Genomic DNA, 22,315 nt, shown 5'->3' with positions numbered 1-22,315 from the left:
CACTTCGCTCGACGATACATCTGGCCGGCTTTGGGCCGTGCGCGGTGGGTATCCCCCTTAGCAGAGGGGAAGCACGCTGGGGCGAAGATCGGACACGCCCGTTCCATCTTTCTTGATCTAGGGGTTTACGGACCCCTGGTCCCAGGTAGGGTCTGGAAGCGTCCAGCTCCCCGGAGGAGGTGAGGACCGTGGCAGCCCACGATGACGACTACAACCGCAGCACCGGCAGGCCCGCTCGTGGTTCCGACGAGGCCGCTCAGGTCTCGTACCTTGAGCAGGAAATCGCCGTGTTGCGCCGCAAGCTCGCCGACTCGCCGCGCAATTCGAGGATCCTCGAAGAGCGGATCGTCGAGCTCCAGACCAACCTGGCGGGCGTGACCGCCCAGAACGACCGGCTCGCCTCCACCCTGCGCGAGGCCCGCGACCAGATCGTGGCCCTCAAGGAGGAAGTGGACCGGCTGGCACAGCCCCCGGCGGGCTTCGGCACCTTCCTCGACGCGAACGAGGACGGCACCGCCGACATCTTCACCGGGGGGCGCAAGCTCCGCGTGAACGTCAGCCCCGGCGTCGCCCTCGACCAGGTGCGGCGCGGCCAGGAAGTGATGCTCAACGAGGCCCTCAACATCGTGGACGCGATGGCCTTCGAGAACATCGGCGAGATCGTCACCCTCAAGGAGGTCCTGGAGGACGGCGAGCGCGCCCTCGTCCTGGGCCACACCGACGAGGAGCGCGTGGTGCGGCTCGCCGAGCCGCTGCGCGGGCTGACCATCCGGGCCGGGGACGCCCTGCTGCTGGAGCCCCGCTCCGGCTACGTGTTCGAGGTCGTGCCGAAGTCCGAGGTCGAGGAGCTGGTCCTCGAGGAGGTCCCGGACATCGACTACCGCCAGATCGGCGGCCTGAGCAACCAGATCGAGCTGATCCGCGACGCGGTCGAGCTGCCCTACCTGCACGCCGACCTCTTCAAGGAGTACGAGCTGCGCCCGCCCAAGGGCGTGCTGCTCTACGGCCCGCCCGGCTGCGGCAAGACGCTGATCGCCAAGGCGGTCGCCAACTCGCTGGCCAAGAAGGTCGCCGAGGTCACCGGCCGCCCCCAGGGGAAGAGCTACTTCCTCAACATCAAGGGCCCCGAGCTGCTCAACAAGTACGTGGGCGAGACCGAGCGGCAGATCCGCCTGGTCTTCCAGCGGGCCCGGGAGAAGGCGGGCGAGGGCACGCCCGTCATCGTCTTCTTCGACGAGATGGAGTCGCTCTTCCGCACCCGCGGCTCCGGCGTCAGCTCGGACGTGGAGAACACCATCGTCCCGCAGCTGCTCGCCGAGATCGACGGCGTGGAGGGCCTGGAGAACGTCATCGTCATCGGCGCCTCGAACCGCGAGGACATGATCGACCCGGCGATCCTGCGGCCCGGCCGCCTGGACGTCAAGATCAAGATCGAGCGCCCGGACGCCGAGGCCGCGAAGGACATCTTCTCCAAGTACCTCAAGGACTCGCTGCCGTTCCACCCGGACGACCTCAAGGAGCACGACGGCTCCGTCGACGCCACCGTGGCCGCGATGATCCAGTCGGTGGTGGAGCGGATGTACTCCGAGACCGAGGAGAACCGCTTCCTGGAGGTCACCTACGCCAACGGTGACAAGGAGGTCCTGTACTTCAAGGACTTCAACTCCGGCGCGATGATCCAGAACATCGTCGACCGCGCGAAGAAGATGGCCATCAAGGACTTCCTCGACCACGGTCAGCGCGGTCTTCGCGTCTCCCACCTGCTCGCCGCCTGCGTGGACGAGTTCAAGGAGAACGAGGACCTCCCGAACACCACCAACCCGGACGACTGGGCCCGCATCTCCGGCAAGAAGGGCGAGCGGATCGTCTTCATCCGCACGCTGGTCACCGGCAAGCAGGGCGCCGAGTCCGGCCGCTCGATCGACACTGTCGCCAACACGGGGCAGTACCTGTAAGCACGCGGTTGTCCGGGCCGGCTGCGGTCCCCGGAGCTGTACGCACACCGTCCGGCTGTGGCGCCTCGCGGCCCCGCAGCCGGACGGCGCGTCTCCGGGCCCGCCACTCGGCGCCGGGTTCTAGGCTCGACCCACCGTCCGCGGGCAGAGGCCCGGCGTCGGTGTTGTTCGGCGGTACGTCAGCGTGCTCCGCCCGTCGGGGGCGGTGCACCGGGCAAGGAGGGCCGCATGACCGTACGGCGCGTGATGGGCATCGAGACCGAGTACGGGATCTCCGTGCCGGGGCACCCCAACGCCAACGCCATGCTCACCTCGTCCCAGATCGTCAACGCCTACGCGGCGGCGATGCACCGGGCACGGCGGGCCCGCTGGGACTTCGAGGAGGAGAATCCGCTGCGCGACGCACGGGGGTTCGACCTGGCCCGCGAGGTCGCGGACGCCAGCCAGCTGACCGACGAGGACATCGGCCTCGCCAACGTCATCCTCACCAACGGGGCCCGGTTCTACGTGGACCACGCGCACCCCGAGTACAGCTCGCCCGAGGTGACCAACCCGCGCGACGCCGTGCTCTGGGACAAGGCCGGCGAGCGGATCATGGCCGCCGCCGCGCAACGCGCGCTGGAGCTGCCCAACGGGCAGAACATCCACCTGTACAAGAACAACACCGACAACAAGGGCGCCTCCTACGGCACCCACGAGAACTACCTGATGAAGCGGGCGACACCGTTCGCCGACATCGTCCGCCACCTCACCCCGTTCTTCGTCTCCCGCCAGGTGGTCACCGGCGCCGGCCGGGTCGGCATCGGCCAGGACGGCTCGGCGCACGGCTTCCAGATCAGCCAGCGGGCGGACTACTTCGAGGTCGAGGTGGGCCTGGAGACGACGCTCAAGCGCCCGATCATCAACACCCGGGACGAGCCGCACGCCGACGCCGAGAAGTACCGCCGACTACACGTGATCATCGGGGACGCCAACCTCTCCGAGATCTCCACCTACCTCAAACTGGGCACCACCTCACTGGTCCTGTCGATGATCGAGGACTCGTTCATCGCCGCCGACCTCGCCGTCGACCAGCCGGTGCGCACCCTGCACCGGGTCTCGCACGACCCGACGCTCAAGCACCTGATCACCCTGCGCAACGGGCGCCGGCTCACCGCCGTCCAGCTCCAGCTGGAGTACTTCGAGCTGGCCCGCAAGTACGTCGAGGACCGCTTCGGCACCGACGCGGACGAGCAGACGGTGGACGTGCTGGCGCGCTGGGAGGACGTCCTGGGCCGGCTGGAGCGCGACCCGATGTCGCTGTCCCGGCAGCTGGACTGGATCGCCAAGCGGGAGATCCTGGAGGGCTACCGCAGCCGGGACGCCCTGGAGTGGGCCAACCCGCGGCTGCACCTGGTCGACCTCCAGTACAGCGACGTACGGCCCGAGAAGGGCCTCTACAACCGTCTGGTGGCCCGTGGGCGGTTCGAGCGGCTGGTCACCGAGGAGGAGGTCGAGCGGGCCGTCTCCAAGCCGCCGGAGGACACCAGGGCGTACTTCCGCGGTCGCTGCCTGGAGCAGTACGCGGACCACGTCGCGGCGGCCTCCTGGGACTCGGTGATCTTCGACCTGCCGGGCCGGGACTCCCTGCAGCGCGTTCCCACCCTGGAGCCGCTGCGCGGCACCCGCAACCACGTCAAGGAGCTGCTGGACCGCTGCCGCACGGCCGAGGACCTGCTCCGGGTGCTGTCCGGCGGGTAACTTTTCGATCACCATGGGTGAACGTCCGCCGAATGGGAATCATCCGGGGTGGCAGCGGGCGTTGGACAGGAAGCGCCACCGGCAAACCGGGAGCGGCAGTCGCGCCTTGTGTATAGGGTCGGTGCAGCAAGCAACGACCGAACCGTGCCAGACGAATCGAGCGGGGTGAGGGAAATGGCGAGCAAGGACACCGGCGGCGGCCAGCAGCGGGCAAACCGTTCCTCCGAGGAGGTCGAGGAGCAGGCCGCGGAAAGCCAGAATTCCGAGGACCTCAAGGAGCGCCAGGAAAAGCTGAGCGACGACGTCGACGCGGTGCTGGACGAAATCGACGAGGTCCTCGAGTCGAATGCCGAGGATTTCGTGCGCGGATTCGTCCAGAAGGGCGGGCAATAGCCCGCACCGGGCATTCCGAATTCACGGTCGCGACCGTCCGGGGCGGCCGGGTGGCGAGCACCGCCCGGCCGTTCCGGCACCGGCCCCTCCACCCCTGGACAGTGATCGTCGGGCGGGTAGGGTGCGGGCAGCGCGCGCTTCAAGCTACCTGGAAGGAATCGTGTGGAAGCCAACACTCGTGGCACCGGGCGTCTACCGGCTGCCTTCCTGACCCCGGGGTCGTCCTCGTTCGTCGACTTCCTCGCCGAGCACCGGCCGGAGCTGGTCCCCGGTCACCGCGGGCTCCCCGAGGGGGCCGTGGTCGAGGCCCCGCACGGGACCACGATCGTGGCCGCCCTCTTCGACGGCGGCGTGGTGATCGCGGGTGACCGCCGGGCGACGATGGGCAACGTGATCGCCCAGCGCGACATGGAGAAGGTCTTCCCGGCCGACGAGTTCAGCGCGGTCGGCGTGGCCGGCACCGCGGGCCTCGCGATCGAGATGGTCCGGCTGTTCCAGCTGGAGCTGGAGCACTACGAGAAGATCGAGGGAACCACGCTCTCCCTGGAGGGCAAGGCCAACCGGCTCACCACCATGATCCGGGGCAACCTGGGCATGGCGATGCAGGGCCTCGCCGTGGTGCCGCTGTTCGCCGGCTACGACCTGGACCTCGGCCGCGGCCGGATCTTCAACTACGACGTCACCGGCGGGCGGTCCGAGGAGCGCGGCTTCACCGCGACCGGCTCGGGCTCGGTCTTCGCCCGCGGCTCGATGAAGAAGCTCTACCGCGAGGACCTGACGGCCGACCAGGCCGTCACCATGGTCGTCCAGGCGCTGTACGACGCGGCGGACGACGACTCCGCCACCGGCGGCCCGGACCTCGCCCGCAAGATCTTCCCGATCGTCTCGCTGATCACCGAGGACGGCTTCCGCCGGCTCACCGAGGCGGAGGTCACGGAGGTCGCCGTCGCCATCACCGACGAGCGGCTGGCCCGGCCCAACGGCCCGCAGGCCCCGCTGATCTAGCTTCCACCTCACAGGAAAGGGACGACCGCCGGTGTCGACACCGTTCTACGTCTCGCCCCAGCAGGCCATGGCGGACCGCGCGGAGTACGCCCGCAAGGGCATCGCGCGCGGCCGCAGCGTGGTCGTGCTCACCTACGCCGACGGCATCGTCTTCGTCGCGGAGAACACCTCCAGGGCGCTCCACAAGGTCTCCGAGATCTACGACAAGATCGCCTTCGCGGCGGTCGGCCGCTACAACGAGTTCGAGAACCTGCGCATCGGCGGCGTCCGCTACGCCGACCTGCGCGGCTACTCCTACGACCGGGCCGACGTCACGGCCCGGGGCCTGGCCAACGTGTACGCCCAGACCCTGGGCACCATCTTCTCGTCGGTCGGCGAGAAGCCGTACGAGGTCGAGCTGATCGTGGCCGAGGTCGGCCGCACGGCCGACAACGACCAGATCTACCGGCTCACGCCGGACGGCTCGGTCGTGGACGAGAAGAACTACGTGGTGGTCGGCGGCAACGCCGACTCGATCGGCAACTACCTGGGCCAGCGCCACCGGGCCGGCATGAGCCTCACCGAGGCCGTGAAGGTCGCCGTGGACTCGCTCGCCCGGGACCCCAACGGCGGCAGCCCGCGCAGCCTCACGCCGGAACAACTGGAGGTCGCGGTCCTCGACCGCCAGCGGTTCCAGCAGCGCAAGTTCAAGCGGATCCTGGGCAACCAGCTGGGCCGGCTGCTCGACGGGGACCAGTCCGCCGAGGCGGACGACGAGGACAACCCGGCGGACGGCACGCCGGTGTAGCAGTGCCTGGGGAGTCCCGTACGGCGGCCCGCCGCCGTACGGGACTCCGGTGCCCCTGCGGCGGCCCAGTCGTCGTGGAGGCGGTTTCGGACAGCTCCGACAGAGAATGGAGTGCTCATGGACCGCCGGATTTTCGGGCTGGAGAACGAGTACGGCGTGACCTGCACGTTCCGCGGGCAGCGACGGCTGTCCCCGGACGAGGTCGCGCGGTACCTGTTCCGCCGGGTCGTCTCCTGGGGCCGCAGCAGCAACGTCTTCCTGCGCAACGGCGCCCGCCTCTACCTCGACGTCGGCTCCCACCCCGAGTACGCCACCCCCGAGTGCGACGACGTCGTCGAGCTGGTGACGCACGACAAGGCCGGTGAGCGGATCCTCGAAGGGCTCCTGGTGGACGCCGAGCGGCGGCTGCACGAGGAGGGCATCGCGGGGGACGTCTACCTCTTCAAGAACAACACCGACTCGGCCGGCAACTCCTACGGCTGCCACGAGAACTACCTGGTGGCCCGGCACGGCGAGTTCTCCCGGCTCGCCGACGTGCTGATCCCGTTCCTGGTCACCCGGCAGCTGATCTGCGGCGCCGGCAAGGTGCTCCAGACCCCGCGCGGCGCGGTGTTCTGCGTCAGCCAGCGGGCCGAGCACATCTGGGAGGGCGTCAGCTCCGCCACCACCCGCTCGCGCCCGATCATCAACACCCGGGACGAACCGCACGCGGACGCCGAGCGGTACCGCCGGCTGCACGTGATCGTCGGCGACTCCAACATGTCCGAGACCACGACGCTGCTCAAGGTCGGCACCACCGACCTGGTGCTGCGGCTGATCGAGGCCGGCGTGGTGATGCGCGACCTCACCCTGGAGAACCCGATCCGGGCGATCCGCGAGGTCAGCCACGACCTCACCGGCACCCACCAGGTGCGGCTGGCCAACGGCCGGGAGGCCAGCGCGCTGGACATCCAGGAGGAGTACTACACCAAGGCGCTGGAGTTCGCCGACCGCAAGGGCATCAACACCGGCACCGTCGCCCGGGTGCTCGACCTCTGGGGCCGCACCCTGGAGGCCGTGCGCAGCGAGCGGCTGGACGGGGTGGCCCAGGAGATCGACTGGATCATGAAGTACAAGCTCATCGAGCGCTACCGCGAGAAGCACCAGATGAGCATGTCCAACCCGCGGGTGGCCCAGATCGACCTCGCGTACCACGACATCCACCGCCGTCGCGGCCTGTTCTACCTGCTCCAGGGCAAGGGCCAGGCGCAGCGGGTGACCACCGACCTCAAGACCTTCGAGGCCAAGTCGATCCCGCCGCAGACCACCCGGGCCCGGCTGCGCGGGGACTTCATCCGCCGGGCGCAGGAGCAGCGCCGGGACTTCACGGTGGACTGGGTGCACCTGAAGCTGAACGACCAGGCGCAGCGCACGGTGCTGTGCAAGGACCCGTTCCGCTCGGTGGACGAGCGGGTGGAGAAGCTGATCGCGGGGATGTAGGCCCGGGGCGGTCCGCTCGGGCCGCCAAGATCAAGACGCTGGAGCCGGCCCCGGTGGTGTCTACCGGGGCCGGACGCGTGCCGGGCATACGCTGTCCGTCGAGTCGGGAGAGCCGACTTCGACCGACAGTTAGGACCACCGTGCGCCGCACCGCCGGTTTGCTTCTCACCCTGCCGCTGCTGCTCGCGGTCGCCTGCAGCAGTTCCCCCAAGGCGGCCGGTCCGGCGACGCCCTCCCCGGCGAGTGCCGCCCCGACGGTGCCCTCGCCGGTTGCCGAGGCGTCACCGATGCCCACTCTTTCGGGTGGCGGATTCGGCAGCAAGGCCACCATCACCATTCCCGAGGGCCAGCAGCCCAGTGGTCAGTTCGTGGTGAACACGGTCAGTGAGGGCGAGCGGGCGACCGTCAACAAGGGCGACTGGGTGACGGTCAACTACACCGCCAAGAACTGGACCACCGGCAAGGACCTGCCCAGTTCCTACGACGCCAACGGCAAGCCGCAGCTCTACCAGGCCGGCAGCGGACAGCTGGTGCCCGCGCTGGACCAGAGCGTGATCGGCAAGAAGGTGGGCAGCCGGCTGCTGGTGGTGGCCCCGCCGGAGGCGGCCTTCGGCGAGCAGGGGTCCAGTCAGCTGGGCGTCAACAAGGGGGACACCGTGGTGTTCGTGCTGGACATCATGGAGAGCCTGCCGCCGGACTCCACGCTCAGCGGCACGATGACCCAGCCGCCCGCGACGCTGCCGCAGGTCAAGGACAACGGCAAGGCGCCGGTGACGATCACGATCCCGGAGGGGCAGGCCGCGCCCACCGACCTCCAGCAGGCCGTGCTGATCAAGGGCGAGGGCAAGCAGGTCAAGAGCGGGCAGACCCTGGTGGTGCAGTACACCGGGGTGCTGTGGGCCAACGGCCAGCAGTTCGACTCCTCCTGGACGCACGGCGGCGCGCAGGCGGTGCAGATCGGCACCGGCAGCGTGATCGAGGGCTGGGACAAGGGTCTGGTCGGGCAGAACGTCGGCAGCCGGGTCCTGCTGGTGGTGCCGCCGGCGCTCGGTTACCAGGACAAGGCGCAGGGCTCGGTGCCGGCGAACTCGACCCTGGTCTTCGTGATCGACATTCTCGAAGCGGTCTAGGAACTGGGCCGGGGGATTCCGTACGCTTGGGCGGACGCTCGTACAGCGAAGCGTCCGCCCTCATCCTGAGCTGTCATACTGCCCACGCACTGTGGCAGGCGCCGCCCGGCGCCGAGGTCCGGGGCGGGCGGTGCGACCGCAGGCCGGCGTGCTCACGCCGGGCGCAGACCTGGAAGACCTCGTGGCGAGATGGATGGGGAGTCATGACTGAGAAGACGCCGAGCCCGGGCGGGGCCGGCACCGCGGCGAACGACGGCTCTGCGGGTGACCCGGCCGCTTCCCGTCCCGGCGGCCCGGCCGGCGTGGACCGCGAGTCCATCGTCGTCCCCCCGGCGATCCTGGCTCAGCAGGCCGGCTGGGCGCAGCCCGGCGACGCGCCGCGGGCCGCGGGCGGGACCAAGACGGACGACGCCCCGCAGATCTTCGCCTCCAGCGTGCGCAAGTCCGACAGCTCGGAGGCCGGGTACGACGAGAACCCGCCCGGTGTCGGCAGGCTGGGTGTGATCCTCGGCACGGTGCTGGCCGTGCTGCTGGTCGGCAGCGGCATCACGCTCTACATGGTGAACAAGGACGACGGCTCCAAGGACAGTGCCGCGGCCAAGCCGGACGCGGCCAAGACCGCGCCGCCCACGCCGACCGCCGAGCCGGTGCCGCCGATCAAGGACAGCGCCAAGGTGCTGCCGACCGTCGCCGGGGACTTCGGCAAGAAGGCCGAGATCCAGGTGCCGGGCGAGACCTCCGACGGCTCCTTCGTCGTCAAGGTCCTCACCGAGGGCACCGGGCCGAAGGTGGAGAAGAACTCCTGGACCTCGGTGGACTACACCGCCAAGGACTGGAACACCGGCAAGGACATCCCGAGCTCGTACGACGCCGAGGGGAAGCCGCAGATCTTCCAGGCCGGCACCGACGCGCTGATCCCGGCCCTGGACCAGGCCGTGATCGGCAAGAAGGCCGGCAGCCGGCTGCTGGTGGTGGCCCCGCCGGCCGCCGCCTTCGGCGCCCAGGGCAAGGCCGACATGTCGATCGGCCCCAAGGACGACCTGATCTTCGTGATCGACATCCGCAACGCCAACGCGCCCGACGCCGTGGTGAGCGGAACCGTCACCCCGCCGCCGGCGGACTTCCCGCAGGTCAAGGACAACGGCAAGAAGCCGGCCGAGATCACCCCGGTGGCCGGCGCGAAGGACCCGACCGAGCTGAAGTCGCACGTCCTGATCAAGGGCACCGGGCCGAAGGTGGAGAAGGGCGAGAAGGTCGTCGTCCAGTACACCGGCGCGCTGTTCTCCAACGGCAAGGTGTTCGACTCCTCGCTCAGCAAGGGCCAGGCGTTCACCTTCCCGGTCGGCGGCGGCCAGGTCATCCAGGGCTGGGACCAGGGCCTGGAGGGCCAGACCGTCGGCAGCCGGGTCGAGCTGGTGATCCCCGCCTCGCTGGGCTACGGCGACAAGGGCCAGGGCGACATCCCGCCCGGTGCGACGCTGGTCTTCGTGGTGGACATCCTCGACGCCGGTCAGGGCTGATCCACTTTCGGGTGACAATGGTGCACGTGTGACCTCCGGGTCCGGCCGCGTGGCCGGACCCGGACGGGCGGCGGGCGCGCGTACGGTGGTCCGTCCGGACTGTTGTCCGGGGACCGGGTGCGGGCGTCCGCCGCTTGGTCGTGATGGCAAGCGAATGTGAGAAGAGGGACTGTGAGCGTCAACCTCAGCGAGAAGCCCGAGATCGACTTCCCGATCGGCGACGCCCCGACGGAGCTGCAGATCCGCGACATCGTCGTCGGTGACGGCGCGGAGGCCAAGAAGGGCCTGAACGTCAGCGTCCGCTACGTCGGCGTGACCTTCGAGACCGGCGAGGAGTTCGACGCGAGCTGGAACCGGAGCCCCAACGAGTTCCGCTTCCCGCTGGGCGCCGGCCGCGTCATCAAGGGCTGGGACCGGGGCGTCGTCGGCATGAAGGTCGGCGGCCGCCGCGAGCTGACCATCCCGGCGAGCCTGGCGTACGGCGACCAGTCGCCGTCGCCGCTCATCCCGGCCGGTTCGACCCTGATCTTCGTGGTCGACCTGCTGGCCGTCTGAGCCCGCCGTGACCGTGGGCCGGACCCCTCCGGGGGCCCGGCCCACGGGCGTGTCCGGGGGCGTTCGCGGACGCCGCTTTTGCAGTGCGTACCGCGACCGGTACGGTCGGTCCCGCCGGGTGGTGATCGCCCGGTTGGCGCACCCCGCGCGCGGCGCGGCACACCGGAAGGGTCAGCGATGGCGATCGCCAAGGCAGAGCGGCTGATGAATCTCGCCCTGTGCCTGATGAACACCAGACGTCCGCTCTCCAAGAAGGAGCTGCGGGAATCCATCGAGGCGTACCGCGAGGCCTGGCAGACCAGCAGCGAGGACGCCTTCAACCGGATGTTCGAGCGGGACAAGGACGACCTGCGCGAGCTCGGCCTGGTGATCGACGTCGACGAGAGCACCCTGGACGGAGAGCTCGGCTACCTGGCCCGCGCCGACCGCAACCGGCTGCCGGAGATCGCCCTCGACGCCGAGGAGGCGGCCGCGCTGACCCTGGCCGCCCGGGTCTGGCAGCAGGCCAAGATGTCCGGCGCGGCCAGCGGCGCCCTGCAGAAGCTGCGCGCGGCCGGGGTGCCGTTCGCCGAGGCCGAGGGCCGCACCGCCCTGGAGCCGCGCATCCCCGCCCGGGAGGCCGCGTTCGAGCCGCTGCTCACCGCCGCCCGGGACCGCCGCCCGGTCACCTTCGAGTACCGCAAGGCCGGGGCCGCCGCCGTCGAGCAGCGCAGCGTCGAGCCGTGGGCGCTGGAGTGCTGGCGCGGGCACTGGTACCTGGCCGGGTACGACCGCGACCGCGGTGACGCCCGGGTGTTCCGGCTCAGCCGGATCACCGGCAGGGTGAAGGCGAGGTCCGGGGCCTTCCTCGGCACCGTGCCCGAGCACGTGGACGTCCGGGCCACCGTGGCGAAGTTCGCGGGGGAGGGGGCCACCGCCACCGCGACCGTCCGGGTCCGTCGGGGCGCCGGCTTCCCGCTGCGCACCAAGGCGCTGAGCAGCACCCGGGTGGACGAGGCCTGGGACGAGCTGGAGATCCCGTACGGCAACGGGCTGGGCGCGGACCTGGCCGAGTTCGGGCCGGACGTGCTGGTGCTCGGGCCGGAGGAGCTGCGGGCGGATGTGGTCGACCGGCTGCGGGCGGTCGCGGGTATCGAGGGAGAACGTCCGTGAGCAATGCCATCGACCAGACGCGACGGATGCTGTCGCTGGTCACCTACCTGCGCGAGCGGCCCGGGGCCGAGGTCGCCGAGGTGGCCCGGGCGTTCGGGATCAGCGAGCGCGAGCTGATCGCGGACCTCAACGTGCTGCCGATGTGCGGCACCAGCTTCCGCGGCGGCGACCTGCTCGACATCGACACCGACGGCGAGCGGATCTGGTGGCACAACGTCGACGACGTGGCCCAGCCGCTGCGGCTGGCCGCCGACGAGGCGACCGCGCTGCTGGTGGCCGCCCGCGCGGTGGCCGGGCTGCCGGGTCTGCGGGCCGGGGACCGCGAGGCGCTCACCCGGGCCGTCGCCAAGATCGAGAACGCGGCCGGGGAGAGTGCCGAGGGCAGCGCCCGGGTCGGTGTGACCTTCGAGGCGGAGAGCCACGTGTTCGCCGACATCGACCGCGCGCTCAGCGAGGGCCGCCGGCTCTGGCTGCGCTACTACTCGCACGGGCGCGGCGGGATGACCGAGCGCGAGGTCGACCCGATCCGGCTGCTCACCGAGGGCCACACCTACCTCGAGGCCTGGTGCCGCACCTCCGAGGACCACCGGATGTTCCGGCTCGACCGGGTCGCCGAGATCCGCGTCCTGGACACCCCGGCCGACCCGCCCCGGCGCGAGCCGCGGGACCTGAGCGGCGGGCTGGTCAACCCGGCGGCGGACGACCCCGAGGTGGTCGTCGAGGTCTCCTCCGGCGGGCGCTGGGTGGCCGAGTACTACACCCACGACCGGGCCGAGGAACTGCCCGACGGCGGGCTGCGGATCACCCTGCGCAGCGCCGACCCCTCCCAGCTGCGCCCGCTGGCGCTGCGGCTGGGCCGGGACGGCCGGATCGTCTCGCCGCCCGAGTTGGCCGAGCAGGCGCGTTCGGCCGCGCGGGAGGCACTGGCCGCCTACGGGGAGGGGCGGGCCTGAGGGTGGAACCCGGGACGAGATTCAAGGTCTACTGCTCCGAGTGCCGGGAGAAGGTGGAGCTCCCGGCCGAGGACTTCCGGCTGACCCTCGGCCGCACCCCGGCCCAGGCGCACTACAGCTTCGGCTGCCCGCAGTGCGGGGCGGCGGTGCGCAAGCCGGCCGGGGAGAAGATCGTCGAGGCGCTCACCGGGGCCGGGGTGCGCACCATGCGGCTCGTCCCGGCCGAGGGGTAGCCCCCGTATAGGGTGGGGCGCATGTCCTGGATGCTCGTCGCCGCCGTCCTGCTCGCCACCGCGGGCCTGCTGGTCCTCGGGGTCCTCGGAATCCGGCTCTGGCTGGACGTGCGGGCGCTGGCCAAGGGTGTGGACCGGGCCTCGCGGGCGCTGGCCGCGGCCGCCGAGGACCTGGCGGACGCGATGCCCGCCCCGGCTGCCCCGGCCGAGGAGCGGGGCGTCACCGTCGCCTAGCACGGCCGGGCCCGTGGTGGTACGGGGGCTGCTGCGCGGGGGTGGGGTCGGGTTACGCTCTCAGTTGGCTCCTGAACCGCGTACCGGGGGCCGCTGTCCTGTTCGGGCGGCCGTCGTCGTGACGTCATCCGCGGCGGTTACCATCCGCAGCGGACGGCCGGTCGGGCTGCCATGACTGAAGGTGGTCGCGCATGCGCATCTCGATGACCGCGATCGTGGTGATCGTGGTACTCGCCATCGTGCTGTTCGGAGCCAAGCGGCTGCCGGACGTGGCGCGCTCCCTGGGCAAGTCGATGCGGATCCTCAAGAGCGAGGCCCGGGCGATGCGTTCGGACGGCGAGTCCGAGGAGCCGGCCCGGCCCGCTCCGGCTCCGGTGGACGGCAACCCGGGCCGGACCGTCCAGTCCGCTCCGGGCGCGTCGGCCACGGCCCGTCCGGTGGACCAGCCCGCCGCCGGGGCCTCCGCGCCCGACGGCGACCGCCCGCACTGAGCGCGGCGTACGTGAGGCACCTGACGCGCGCCGCGCACCCGACGTGCGGGACGCGCGCGACCACGGAGGCCCGCCGGCCGGCGGGCCCCGACGCACGAGTTGAGGACCGGGGTTGAGCAAGCTCTCCAAGGCGCCGAAGGCGTCAAAGGATCCTGAGGGGCGGATGGCCCTCGCCGACCACCTGCGGGAACTGCGCAACCGCGTGGTCAAGTCGGTCCTGGCGATCGTGCTGATCACCATCGTGGCGGCGATCTACCACAAGCAGCTGGAGGACTTCCTCCTGAAGCCGCTGCCGCGGTGCACCATGGAGACGGCCTCGCAGTTCCACGGCAAGTGCGCCCAGGTCTCCAACATCGGTCTGACCGCCGGTTTCACCTGGATGCTGAAGGTGGCGCTGACGGCCGGTGTGGTCGCGACGGTGCCGATCTGGCTCTACCAGGTCTGGGCCTTCGTGGCGCCCGGCCTGCACCGGCACGAGAAGAAGTACACGGTCATCTTCATGGCCTGCGGGGCGCCGCTCTTCCTGGCCGGTGTGGGCGTGGCCATCCTGGTGCTGCCGACCACGGTCGACGTGCTCATCTCGTTCACCCCGAACAACACCACGCCGATCCTGCCGCCCGAGGACTACTTCGACATCGCCACCCGGATGGTGCTGGTCTTCGGCCTGGCCTTCGAGTTCCCGCTGCTGCTGGTGATGCTGAACGTCGTCGGCATGGTCACCGGCAAGCGGCTGCTGGGCTGGTGGCGCGGCATGGTCATGGGCATCACGGTGTTCGCGGCCTTCGCCACGCCGAGCGCCGACCCGCTGAGCATGCTGGCGCTGGCCGCGCCCATCTGGGGGCTGTACTTCATCGCGGTGGCGATCGCGCTCTTCAACGACAAGCGGAAGGCGCGCCGCAACCCGGACGCGGGGCTGGACGACGAGGAGGCCTCGCACGTGGACCTCTCGGTGCAGCCGGTGGCCGGTGCGGAGTCCGTCCAGGCCTCGACGGCCCCGGCGGCCGGCGCGGCGGTGCCGGCGTCCCGCCGCGAGGAGATGGACGACATCACCTGAGCCGGTAGGGCTTGAGGGAGCCCCGGTCCGCCGCTCTGTCGAGCGGTGGGCCGGGGCTCCTCGTCGTCGCGGCCTTTCCGCTGGTGGGGGCTGGTCGGGTTTCGGTGGGGCGGTCTTGGCAGCGCTCATGGCATGTGACATATTACTGAGGTGCTGAAGACCGAGAGACCTCTCCTGGACGTCGTCGTGGTCGGCGCCGGTGTGGTCGGCGCCGCCTGCGCCTACTACGCCGCCCGCGCCGGGCTCGCCGTCGCCGTCGTGGACCGCGGGCCGGTGGCCGGCGGCACCACCGGGGCCGGCGAGGGCAACCTGCTGGTGTCCGACAAGGAGCCCGGCCCGGAACTCGACCTCGCCCTGCTCAGCACCCGGCTCTGGCGCGAACTCGCCGAGCGGTTCGGCCCGGCGATGGAGTACGAGCCCAAGGGCGGCGTGGTGGTCGCCTCCACCGCCGCCGGGCAGGACGCGCTGCGGGCCTTCGCCGCCGGGCAGCGGGCCGTCGGAGTGGAGGCCGAGGAGGTGCCCGGCGAGCGGCTGCGCGAGCTGGAGCCGCACCTGGCCGAGGGCCTGGCTGGCGGCTTCCACTACCCGCAGGACGCCCAGGTCCAGCCCGCCCTCGCTGCCGCCCACCTGCTGCGCGAGGCCCGCCGGATGGGCGCCGAGCTGATCACCGGGGAGAGCGTCACCGCCGTCGACAGGGGCCCGGACGGCGCCGTGCGCGGAGTGCGGACCGACCGGCGGAGCCTGGCCGCCGCCGCCGTGGTGAACGCGGCGGGCACCTGGGGCGGTGAGATCGCCGCGCTGGCCGGAGTGCACCTGCCGGTGCTGCCCCGGCGCGGCTTCGTGCTGGTCACCGAACCGCTGCCGCGGGTCGTGCGGCACAAGGTCTACGCCGCCGACTACGTGGCCAACGTGGCCAGCGGATCGGCCGGGCTGGAGACCTCCGCCGTGATCGAGGGCACCCCGGGCGGGCCGGTGCTGATCGGCGCCAGCCGGGAGCGGGTCGGCTTCGACCGCACGCTCTCCCAGGAGGTGCTGCGCCGGCTCGCCGGCCAGGCCGCCGCGCTGTTCCCGGTCCTGGCCGGCGTCACCGTGATGCGGACCTACCGGGGCTTCCGCCCGTACCTGCCGGACCACCTGCCGGCCATCGGCGCGGACCCCCGGGTGCCCGGGCTGTACCACGCCTGCGGGCACGAGGGGGCCGGCATCGGGCTGGCCCCGGCGACCGGACTGCTGATCAGCGAGCAGCTCACCGGCAAGCAGCCGGAGCTGGACCTCGCGCCGTTCCGGGCGGACCGGTTCCCTTCGACGTAACAGCCCGGCCGGGTGAGGGCCCGCCCGCGATTGCCACACACGAGATTCCGTCCAGGATTGGAGAAGCCGCCGATGCGCCGCCGCACCCCCGCCGGGCTGGTCGAGGCCGAGCCAGGGCCCGCCCACCACATCGAGTTCGACGGGCGGCCCGTCCCCGCGCTGCCCGGGCAGTCGATCGCCGCCGCACTCTGGGCCGACGGCGTGCTCGCCTGGCGCACCACCCGGGTCGGCGGCAGGCCGCGCGGGGCGTTCTGCGGGATCGGCGCCTGCTTCGACTGCCTGGCCACCGTGGACGGCCGCCCCAACCAGCGCACCTGCCTGCTCCCCGCGGAGCCCGGCACCACCGTCACCACCCAGGAGGGCCACGGCCGTGCCGACCTCGCCGTCTGAGACCTTCGACCTCGTGGTGGTCGGCGCCGGCCCGGCCGGGCTGGCCGCCGCCGTCACCGCCGCCGACCTCGGGCTGAGCTGCGCCCTGCTGGACGGCGGGCAGCGCACCGGCGGGCAGTACTACCGGCACCCGGCGCCCGGCCTCGGCGCGGCCCGGCCGGACCGGCTGCACCACCACTGGTCCGCCTACACCGGGCTGGCCGACCGGCTCGACGCGCACGAGCGCGCCGGGCGGGCCGCCTTCCGGGCCGGGTACCAGGTCTGGGCGCTGGAGCGCACCGGGGACGGCTTCGCGGTGCACGTCACCCGCGGGCCGGAGAGCACCGACCGGGCCACCGTCCGGTCCCGGTCGGTGCTGCTCGCCACCGGCGCGTACGAGCGGCAGCTGCCGTTCCCCGGCTGGACCCTGCCCGGGGTGGTCACCGCGGGCGGCGCCCAGGCCATGCTCAAGGCCGGGCTGGTGCTGCCCGGGAAGCGGATCGTGGTGGCCGGCAGCGGCCCGCTGCTGCTCGCGGCGGCCTCCTCGCTGGTCACCGCCGGGGCCGAGGTGCCCGCCGTGGTCGAGGCCACCGCCTACCTCGGGTACGCGCGGCGCCCCGGCGTGCTGGTGGGCGTGCCCGGCAAGCTGGTCGAGGGCGCCGGGCACGGCGGCGCGCTGCTGCGCCACGGCGTGCGGCTGCGCCCGCGCAGCGCGGTGGTCGAGGCGCACGGGACGGACCGGGTCACCGGCGTCACGGTGGCCCGGCTGGACGCCGACTGGCGGCCGGTGCCCGGCACCGAGCGGCGGATCGACTGCGACGCGCTCGCCGTCGGCCACGGCCTGCTGCCGCAGATCGACCTGGCCACCGAGCTGGGGGCGAGCACCGTGACCGGGCCGGACGGCGCGGTCGCGCTGGAGGTCGACGCCCGGCTGCGGACCAGCGTGCCCGGCCTCTGGTCCGCGGGGGAGACCAACGGCGTCGGCGGCGCGGACCTCGCGCTCGCCGAGGGCGAGCTGGCCGCGCACGCGGTGGCCGGTGAGCGGCCCGCGGCCGCGCTGCTGCGCCGCCGCTCGCGGCTGCGGGCCTTCGCCGACCTGATGGCCGCCGCCCACCGGCCCGGCCCCGGCTGGACCGGCTGGCTGCGCCCGGACACCGACGTCTGCCGGTGCGAGGAGGTGCCGGTCGCGGCGATCCGGGAGGCCGTCGACGAGCTGGGCGCGGGCGATCCGCGCACCGTCAAGCTGCTCACCCGGGCCGGGATGGGCTGGTGCCAGGGCCGGATGTGCGGTCCGGCCGTGGCCTGCCTGGCCGGTTCGGGTGAGCCCGGGCCCGACCGGCGCCCGCTGGGCTGCCCGGTGCCGCTCTCCCAGCTGGCGGCCGGGCCCACCCCGGAGTCGTAGCAGGACGCCCGTCGTCGAACGGTGGGCCGGGGACCTTGTCTCCGGCCTGCCCATTCTAATAAAATGTCACACCTCATCTAGGAGCTCACGTGTCCATCACCCAGCACGACACCACCCGTCCCTGGCGCGGCATCATGGTCGCCACCACGCTTCCGCTGCGCCCGGACCACTCCGTCGACTACGACGCCTACGCCGAGCACGTCCGCTGGCTGATCGACTCCGGCTGCGAGGGCGTCGTCCCCAACGGCTCGCTGGGCGAGTACCAGACGCTGACCGCCGAGGAGCGCGCCAAGGTCGTCGAGGTCGCCGTCGAGGCGGCCGGCGACGGCTCCCGGGTCATGCCCGGCGTGGCCGCCTACGGCAGCGGCGAGTCCCGCCGCTGGGCCGAGCAGGCCGCCGAGGCCGGCGCCGGCTCCGTCCTGCTGCTGCCGCCGAACGCCTACCGGGCCGACCACGCCTCGGTGCGCGCCCACTACGCCGAGGTCGCCAAGGCCGGCCTGCCGATCGTGGCGTACAACAACCCGATCGACACCAAGGTCGACCTCGTCCCCGCGCTGCTCGCCCAGCTGCACGCCGAGGGCTCGATCGTCGCGGTCAAGGAGTTCAGCGGCGACGTCCGCCGGGCGTACGAGATCGCCGAGCTGGCCCCCGGGCTGGACCTGCTGATCGGCGCCGACGACGTGCTGCTGGAGCTGGCCCTCGCGGGCGCGGTCGGCTGGATCGCCGGCTACCCGAACGCCCTGCCGGCCGCCTCGGTGGCGCTCTACGACGCCGCCGTCTCCAAGGACCTGGAGACCGCGCTGCCGCTGTACAAGTCGCTGCACTCGCTGCTGCGCTGGGACTCCAAGACCGAGTTCGTCCAGGCCATCAAGCTCTCCATGGACATCGCCGGGCGCCCCGGCGGCCCGGTGCGCGCCCCGCGCCAGCCGCTCACCCCGGAGATCGAGGCGGCCGTCCGCGCGGCCACCGAGAAGGCGCTGGCCGACGGCCTGGTCTGACACCCGCGCGATTCCGGGCCTCCGGGCCGGCTGCGGCGGCAGTCGGCCCGGCCCGGGGCGCATCCCAGCCAACCATTCGAACCTGTACGGGAGTTGTGACCCATGCGCAGCCGCCACGTGTTCCACGCCGTCGACTCGCACACCGAGGGCATGCCGACCCGGGTGATCACCGGCGGCTTCGGCGTCATCCCCGGCGCCACCATGGCCGAGCGCCGGGTGCACTTCCAGGAGCACCTGGACCACTTCCGCACCCTGCTGATGTACGAGCCGCGCGGCCACGCGGCGATGAGCGGCGCGATCCTCCAGCCGCCGACCCGGCCCGACGCCGACTTCGGCGTGCTCTACATCGAGGTCTCCGGACTGCTGCCGATGTGCGGGCACGGCACCATCGGGGTCGCCACCGTGCTGGTCGAGACCGGGATGGTCCCGGTGGTCGAGCCGGTCACCACCGTGCGGCTGGACACCCCGGCCGGACTGGTGGTCGCCGAGGTGCACGTCGAGGACGGCGCCGCCAAGGCGGTGACCATCCGCAACGTGCCCTCCTACTCCGTCGCCCTGGACCGCAAGATCGAGGTGCCCGGCTACGGCACGGTCACCTACGACCTCGCGTACGGCGGCAACTTCTACGCCATCCTGCCGCTCGAGGAGTTCGGGCTGCCCTTCGAGCGCGAGCGCAAGCAGGAGATCCTGGACGCCGGCCTGGCGATGATGGACGCGATCAACGCGAGCCCGGACCGGCCGGTGCACCCGGAGAACCCGTCCATCCACAGCTGCCACCACGTCCAGCTGCTCGCCCCCGGCTCCACCGCCGAGCACTCCCGGCACGCGATGGCCATCCACCCCGGCTGGTTCGACCGCTCGCCCTGCGGCACCGGCACCTCGGCGCGGATGGCCCAGCTGCACGCGCGCGGCGAACTGCCGCTCGGCCGGGACTTCCGCAACGACTCCTTCATCGGGACCACCTTCACCGGACGGCTGGTCGAGGAGACCGAGGTGGCCGGACGGCCCGCGGTGGTGCCCACCGTCACCGGGCGGGCCTGGGTCACCGGCACCGCCCAGTACTTCCTCGACCCGAGCGACCCGTTCCCGGCGGGCTTCCTGCTCTGACCCTCCTTCCTCCTTCGTTCCCCGTACCTCCCTCGAAGGGCTGCTGGCTGTGACCATCACCTCGTACAACCCCGCCGACCCCGACGACCTCGTGGTCGCCGTCGAGGAGCCCGGCGCCGAGGCCGTGCGGGCCGCCGTCGCGCGGGCCCGGGCGGCGCAGGGCGACTGGCTCGCCGCCGGGGCGGGTGCCCGCTCGGCGGCGCTCGGCCGGATCGCGGACGCCGTGGAGGCGCACGCCCACGAGCTGGCCGCGCTGATCGTGCGCGAGGTCGGCAAGCCGCTGGCCGAGGCGCTCGGCGAGGTCGCCCGCACGGCGGCGATCTGGCGCTACTACGCGCAGGCGCCGTACGCGCCCTCCGGGGCGGTGCACGAGACCGCCGCCGGTCCCGGGCTGCTGCTCACCCGGCGCCGCCCGTACGGGGTCGCCGGGCTGATCGCGCCGTGGAACTTCCCGCTGGCGATCCCGACCTGGAAGGCCGCACCCGCCCTCGCCGTCGGCAACGCGGTGGTGCTGAAGCCGGCCCCCGAGGCGACGGCCTGCGCGCTGCGGCTGGCGGAGCTGGCCGGGCTGCCCGAGGACGTCTTCACGGTGCTGCCCGGCGGGGCCGAGGAGGGCGCGGCGCTGGTGGAGACGGCGGACGTGATCTCCTTCACCGGCTCGACCGGCGTCGGCCGGGCCGTGGTGCGGGCGGCGACCGAGCGCGGGGTGCCGGTGCAGGCCGAACTCGGCGGGCTGAACGCCGCGCTGGTGCTGCCGGACGCCGACATCGCGCAGGCCGCCGGGCACATCGCCGCGGCGATCGCCGGGTACGCCGGGCAGAAGTGCACCGCCACCAGCCGGGTGATCGCGGTCGGCGCCGCGTACGAGCCGCTGCGCGAGGCGCTGGTCAAGGCGCTGGCGGCGGTCGACGACGCGGTCTGCGGGCCGGTCATCAACGCCGCCGCCCGGGAGCGGCTGACCGGGGCCGTCTCCTCGGCGGTCGAGACCGGGGCCGTCGTCCTGGCGGGCGGCGGGGTGCCCGAGCGGGCCGGCTGGTACGTCGAGCCGACCCTGCTCGCCGAGGTCCCGGCCGAACACCCGCTGGCCCGCGAGGAGTTCTTCGGCCCGATCGCGGTGCTGCACGCCGCGGCCGACCTGGACGAGGCCATCGCGCTCGCCAACGACACCCCGCACAGCCTCTCCACCTCGGTGCACACCCGCAGCCTGGACGTGGCGCTGGCCGCCGCCGACCGGCTGGACGCGGGCATGATCCGGGTCAACGCGCCGTCCAGCGGCGTCGACTTCCACCTGCCCTTCGGCGGGGCCAAGGGCGCGAGCCACGGCGAGCGCGAACAGGGCCAGGCCGCCCTGGACTTCTACACCGTCAGCCGGACCGTCAGCGTGCTGCCGGGCGGAGGTGCGCTCTGATGTTCGTGCGGACGGTCGACTACCACACGGCCGGCGAGCCGTTCCGGATCGTGCTGGACGGCGTGCCGCCGATCCCCGGCGACACCGTGGCCGAGCGCCGGGCCATCGCGCTCGGCGCGGGCGGCAGCGCGACGGCTCCCCGGCCCAGCGCGCTGGACGACGTCCGGCAGCTGCTCGTCCGCGAGCCGCGCGGCCACGCCGGGATGTACGGCGGCTTCCTGGTGCCGCCGGACGACGACGAGGCGCACCTGGGCGTGCTGTTCTGGCACAAGGACGGTTACTCCACCGCCTGCGGGCACGGCACCATCGCGCTCGGCGCCTGGGCGGTGGACTCCGGACTCGTGCCGGCCCCCGAGGACGGCGTGGCGCGGGTGCGGATCGACGTGCCGTCCGGCCGGGTCACCGCGCTGGTGCAGCGGGCCGGCGGACGCACCACCGGGGTGACCTTCCGCAACGTGCCCAGCCGGGTGACGGCGCTGAAGCTGCCGGTGGAGACCTCGCTCGGCACCGTGGAGGTCGCCGTGGCGCACTCCGGGGCCTGCTACGCCTCGGTGTCCGCGGCCGCCCTCGGGCTCGCCGTGGAACCGGAGCAGCTGCCCGAACTCACCGCGGTGGGGCGGGAGATCAGGGCGGCGCTGGCCGGCGCCGAGGCGGTCGCGCACCCCACGGACGCCCGGCTTTCGGGCGTGTACGGGGTCGTGCTGTACGACGAACTCCCCTCGGTGGACGGGGTGTTGAACCAGCGGAACGTCACCGTCTTCGCCGATGGCCAGATCGACCGCTCGCCCTGCGGCTCCGGCACCTCCGCCCGGCTGGCGGTGCTCGCCGCCGAGGGGCGGCTGGCCCCCGGCGAGCCGCTGCGGCACGAGTCGATCATCGGGACGGTCTTCTCCGGCCGCTTCCTCCCCGGCGGCGACCCGCAGGGCGAGGGCGTGGTCACCGAGGTCGGCGGGACGGCCTTCCGCACCGGCGAGCACGGCTTCGTCCTGGAGCCGGACGACGAGCTGGGAGCGGGGTTCCTGCTGTGACCTCCACGAGT

General features: G+C 72.5%; 22 protein-coding genes. All 22 read left to right on the top strand.

The annotated features are described in order from the left end of the window. Positions 1 to 188: 188 nt before the first annotated feature. The 22 genes from arc (at position 189) to ABZ449_RS10335 (ending at position 22,304) form a co-directional block, all read left to right on the top strand. Positions 189 to 1,955, top strand: a complete 1,767-nt coding sequence (arc, locus tag ABZ449_RS10440) for a proteasome ATPase (RefSeq protein ID WP_360343332.1) — start codon at positions 189 to 191, stop codon at positions 1,953 to 1,955. A gap of 228 nt (positions 1,956 to 2,183) precedes the next feature. Next, positions 2,184 to 3,695 (top strand): depupylase/deamidase Dop, encoded by a 1,512-nt coding sequence (gene dop / locus ABZ449_RS10435; protein ID WP_360343329.1) that lies wholly within the window; start codon positions 2,184 to 2,186, stop codon positions 3,693 to 3,695. A gap of 174 nt (positions 3,696 to 3,869) precedes the next feature. After that, positions 3,870 to 4,088, top strand: a complete 219-nt coding sequence (locus ABZ449_RS10430; RefSeq protein WP_049652012.1) for a ubiquitin-like protein Pup — start codon at positions 3,870 to 3,872, stop codon at positions 4,086 to 4,088. 162 nt (positions 4,089 to 4,250) lie between these two features. Continuing rightward, positions 4,251 to 5,093, top strand: coding sequence for a proteasome subunit beta (gene prcB, locus ABZ449_RS10425; protein WP_360343326.1), 843 nt, complete (start codon positions 4,251 to 4,253; stop codon positions 5,091 to 5,093). 31 nt (positions 5,094 to 5,124) lie between these two features. Continuing rightward, positions 5,125 to 5,880, top strand: a complete 756-nt coding sequence (gene prcA, locus ABZ449_RS10420) for a proteasome subunit alpha (protein ID WP_360343323.1) — start codon at positions 5,125 to 5,127, stop codon at positions 5,878 to 5,880. Between the two features lie 117 nt (positions 5,881 to 5,997). Continuing rightward, positions 5,998 to 7,359: a Pup--protein ligase gene (gene pafA / locus ABZ449_RS10415; protein WP_360343320.1), complete on the top strand. Its 1,362-nt coding sequence runs from the start codon at positions 5,998 to 6,000 to the stop codon at positions 7,357 to 7,359. A 140-nt stretch (positions 7,360 to 7,499) separates the two neighbouring features. Beyond that, the gene (locus tag ABZ449_RS10410) at positions 7,500 to 8,489 is read left to right on the top strand and encodes an FKBP-type peptidyl-prolyl cis-trans isomerase (protein ID WP_360343317.1); all 990 of its coding nucleotides are present in this window, start codon (positions 7,500 to 7,502) and stop codon (positions 8,487 to 8,489) included. 203 nt (positions 8,490 to 8,692) lie between these two features. Continuing rightward, complete coding sequence (locus tag ABZ449_RS10405; protein ID WP_360343314.1) at positions 8,693 to 10,009, top strand: FKBP-type peptidyl-prolyl cis-trans isomerase; 1,317 nt, start codon at positions 8,693 to 8,695, stop codon at positions 10,007 to 10,009. Positions 10,010 to 10,180: 171 nt separating this feature from the next. Further along, positions 10,181 to 10,564: an FKBP-type peptidyl-prolyl cis-trans isomerase gene (locus tag ABZ449_RS10400; protein WP_360343311.1), complete on the top strand. Its 384-nt coding sequence runs from the start codon at positions 10,181 to 10,183 to the stop codon at positions 10,562 to 10,564. A gap of 177 nt (positions 10,565 to 10,741) precedes the next feature. Then, entirely contained in the window at positions 10,742 to 11,716 is a 975-nt protein-coding gene (locus ABZ449_RS10395; protein WP_360343308.1) for a WYL domain-containing protein, read from the top strand. 26 nt (positions 11,717 to 11,742) lie between these two features. Continuing rightward, positions 11,743 to 12,669, top strand: a complete 927-nt coding sequence (locus ABZ449_RS10390) for a WYL domain-containing protein (protein ID WP_360343421.1) — start codon at positions 11,743 to 11,745, stop codon at positions 12,667 to 12,669. A 2-nt stretch (positions 12,670 to 12,671) separates the two neighbouring features. Continuing rightward, positions 12,672 to 12,902 (top strand): hypothetical protein, encoded by a 231-nt coding sequence (locus tag ABZ449_RS10385; RefSeq protein WP_360343305.1) that lies wholly within the window; start codon positions 12,672 to 12,674, stop codon positions 12,900 to 12,902. A 21-nt stretch (positions 12,903 to 12,923) separates the two neighbouring features. Further along, positions 12,924 to 13,136: a hypothetical protein gene (locus tag ABZ449_RS10380; protein ID WP_360343302.1), complete on the top strand. Its 213-nt coding sequence runs from the start codon at positions 12,924 to 12,926 to the stop codon at positions 13,134 to 13,136. A gap of 191 nt (positions 13,137 to 13,327) precedes the next feature. Next, entirely contained in the window at positions 13,328 to 13,627 is a 300-nt protein-coding gene (gene tatA / locus ABZ449_RS10375; RefSeq protein WP_360343299.1) for a Sec-independent protein translocase subunit TatA, read from the top strand. A gap of 112 nt (positions 13,628 to 13,739) precedes the next feature. Continuing rightward, positions 13,740 to 14,681 carry a twin-arginine translocase subunit TatC gene (gene tatC / locus ABZ449_RS10370; protein WP_360343296.1) on the top strand — a complete coding sequence of 314 codons (942 nt, stop codon included), beginning with the start codon at positions 13,740 to 13,742 and terminating at the stop codon, positions 14,679 to 14,681. Positions 14,682 to 14,834: 153 nt separating this feature from the next. Beyond that, positions 14,835 to 15,992 (top strand): FAD-dependent oxidoreductase, encoded by a 1,158-nt coding sequence (locus ABZ449_RS10365; RefSeq protein ID WP_360343418.1) that lies wholly within the window; start codon positions 14,835 to 14,837, stop codon positions 15,990 to 15,992. 72 nt (positions 15,993 to 16,064) lie between these two features. Continuing rightward, positions 16,065 to 16,382 carry a (2Fe-2S)-binding protein gene (locus ABZ449_RS10360; RefSeq protein ID WP_355250421.1) on the top strand — a complete coding sequence of 106 codons (318 nt, stop codon included), beginning with the start codon at positions 16,065 to 16,067 and terminating at the stop codon, positions 16,380 to 16,382. Then, positions 16,363 to 17,763 (top strand): NAD(P)/FAD-dependent oxidoreductase, encoded by a 1,401-nt coding sequence (locus ABZ449_RS10355; protein WP_360343292.1) that lies wholly within the window; start codon positions 16,363 to 16,365, stop codon positions 17,761 to 17,763. The genes ABZ449_RS10360 and ABZ449_RS10355 overlap by 20 nt, the downstream gene beginning before the upstream one ends. Before the next feature lie 89 nt (positions 17,764 to 17,852). Continuing rightward, on the top strand, positions 17,853 to 18,761 hold the full coding sequence (locus ABZ449_RS10350; RefSeq protein WP_360343289.1) for a dihydrodipicolinate synthase family protein: 909 nt from the start codon (positions 17,853 to 17,855) through the stop codon (positions 18,759 to 18,761). A gap of 102 nt (positions 18,762 to 18,863) precedes the next feature. Continuing rightward, the gene (locus ABZ449_RS10345; RefSeq protein ID WP_360343286.1) at positions 18,864 to 19,868 is read left to right on the top strand and encodes a proline racemase family protein; all 1,005 of its coding nucleotides are present in this window, start codon (positions 18,864 to 18,866) and stop codon (positions 19,866 to 19,868) included. Positions 19,869 to 19,917: 49 nt separating this feature from the next. Then, a complete protein-coding gene (locus tag ABZ449_RS10340; protein ID WP_360343283.1) occupies positions 19,918 to 21,276 on the top strand; it encodes an aldehyde dehydrogenase family protein in 1,359 nt (452 codons plus the stop codon). Next, positions 21,276 to 22,304: a proline racemase family protein gene (locus ABZ449_RS10335; RefSeq protein ID WP_360343280.1), complete on the top strand. Its 1,029-nt coding sequence runs from the start codon at positions 21,276 to 21,278 to the stop codon at positions 22,302 to 22,304. The genes ABZ449_RS10340 and ABZ449_RS10335 overlap by 1 nt, the downstream gene beginning before the upstream one ends. Positions 22,305 to 22,315 lie beyond the last annotated feature (11 nt).

Origin of the sequence: Kitasatospora sp. NPDC005856 (genome assembly GCF_040629945.1) — a bacterium.
GTDB lineage: Bacteria > Actinomycetota > Actinomycetes > Streptomycetales > Streptomycetaceae > Kitasatospora.
The sequence above is the reverse complement of the archived record's forward strand: the minus strand, read 5'-3'. Positions and strand labels throughout refer to the sequence as shown.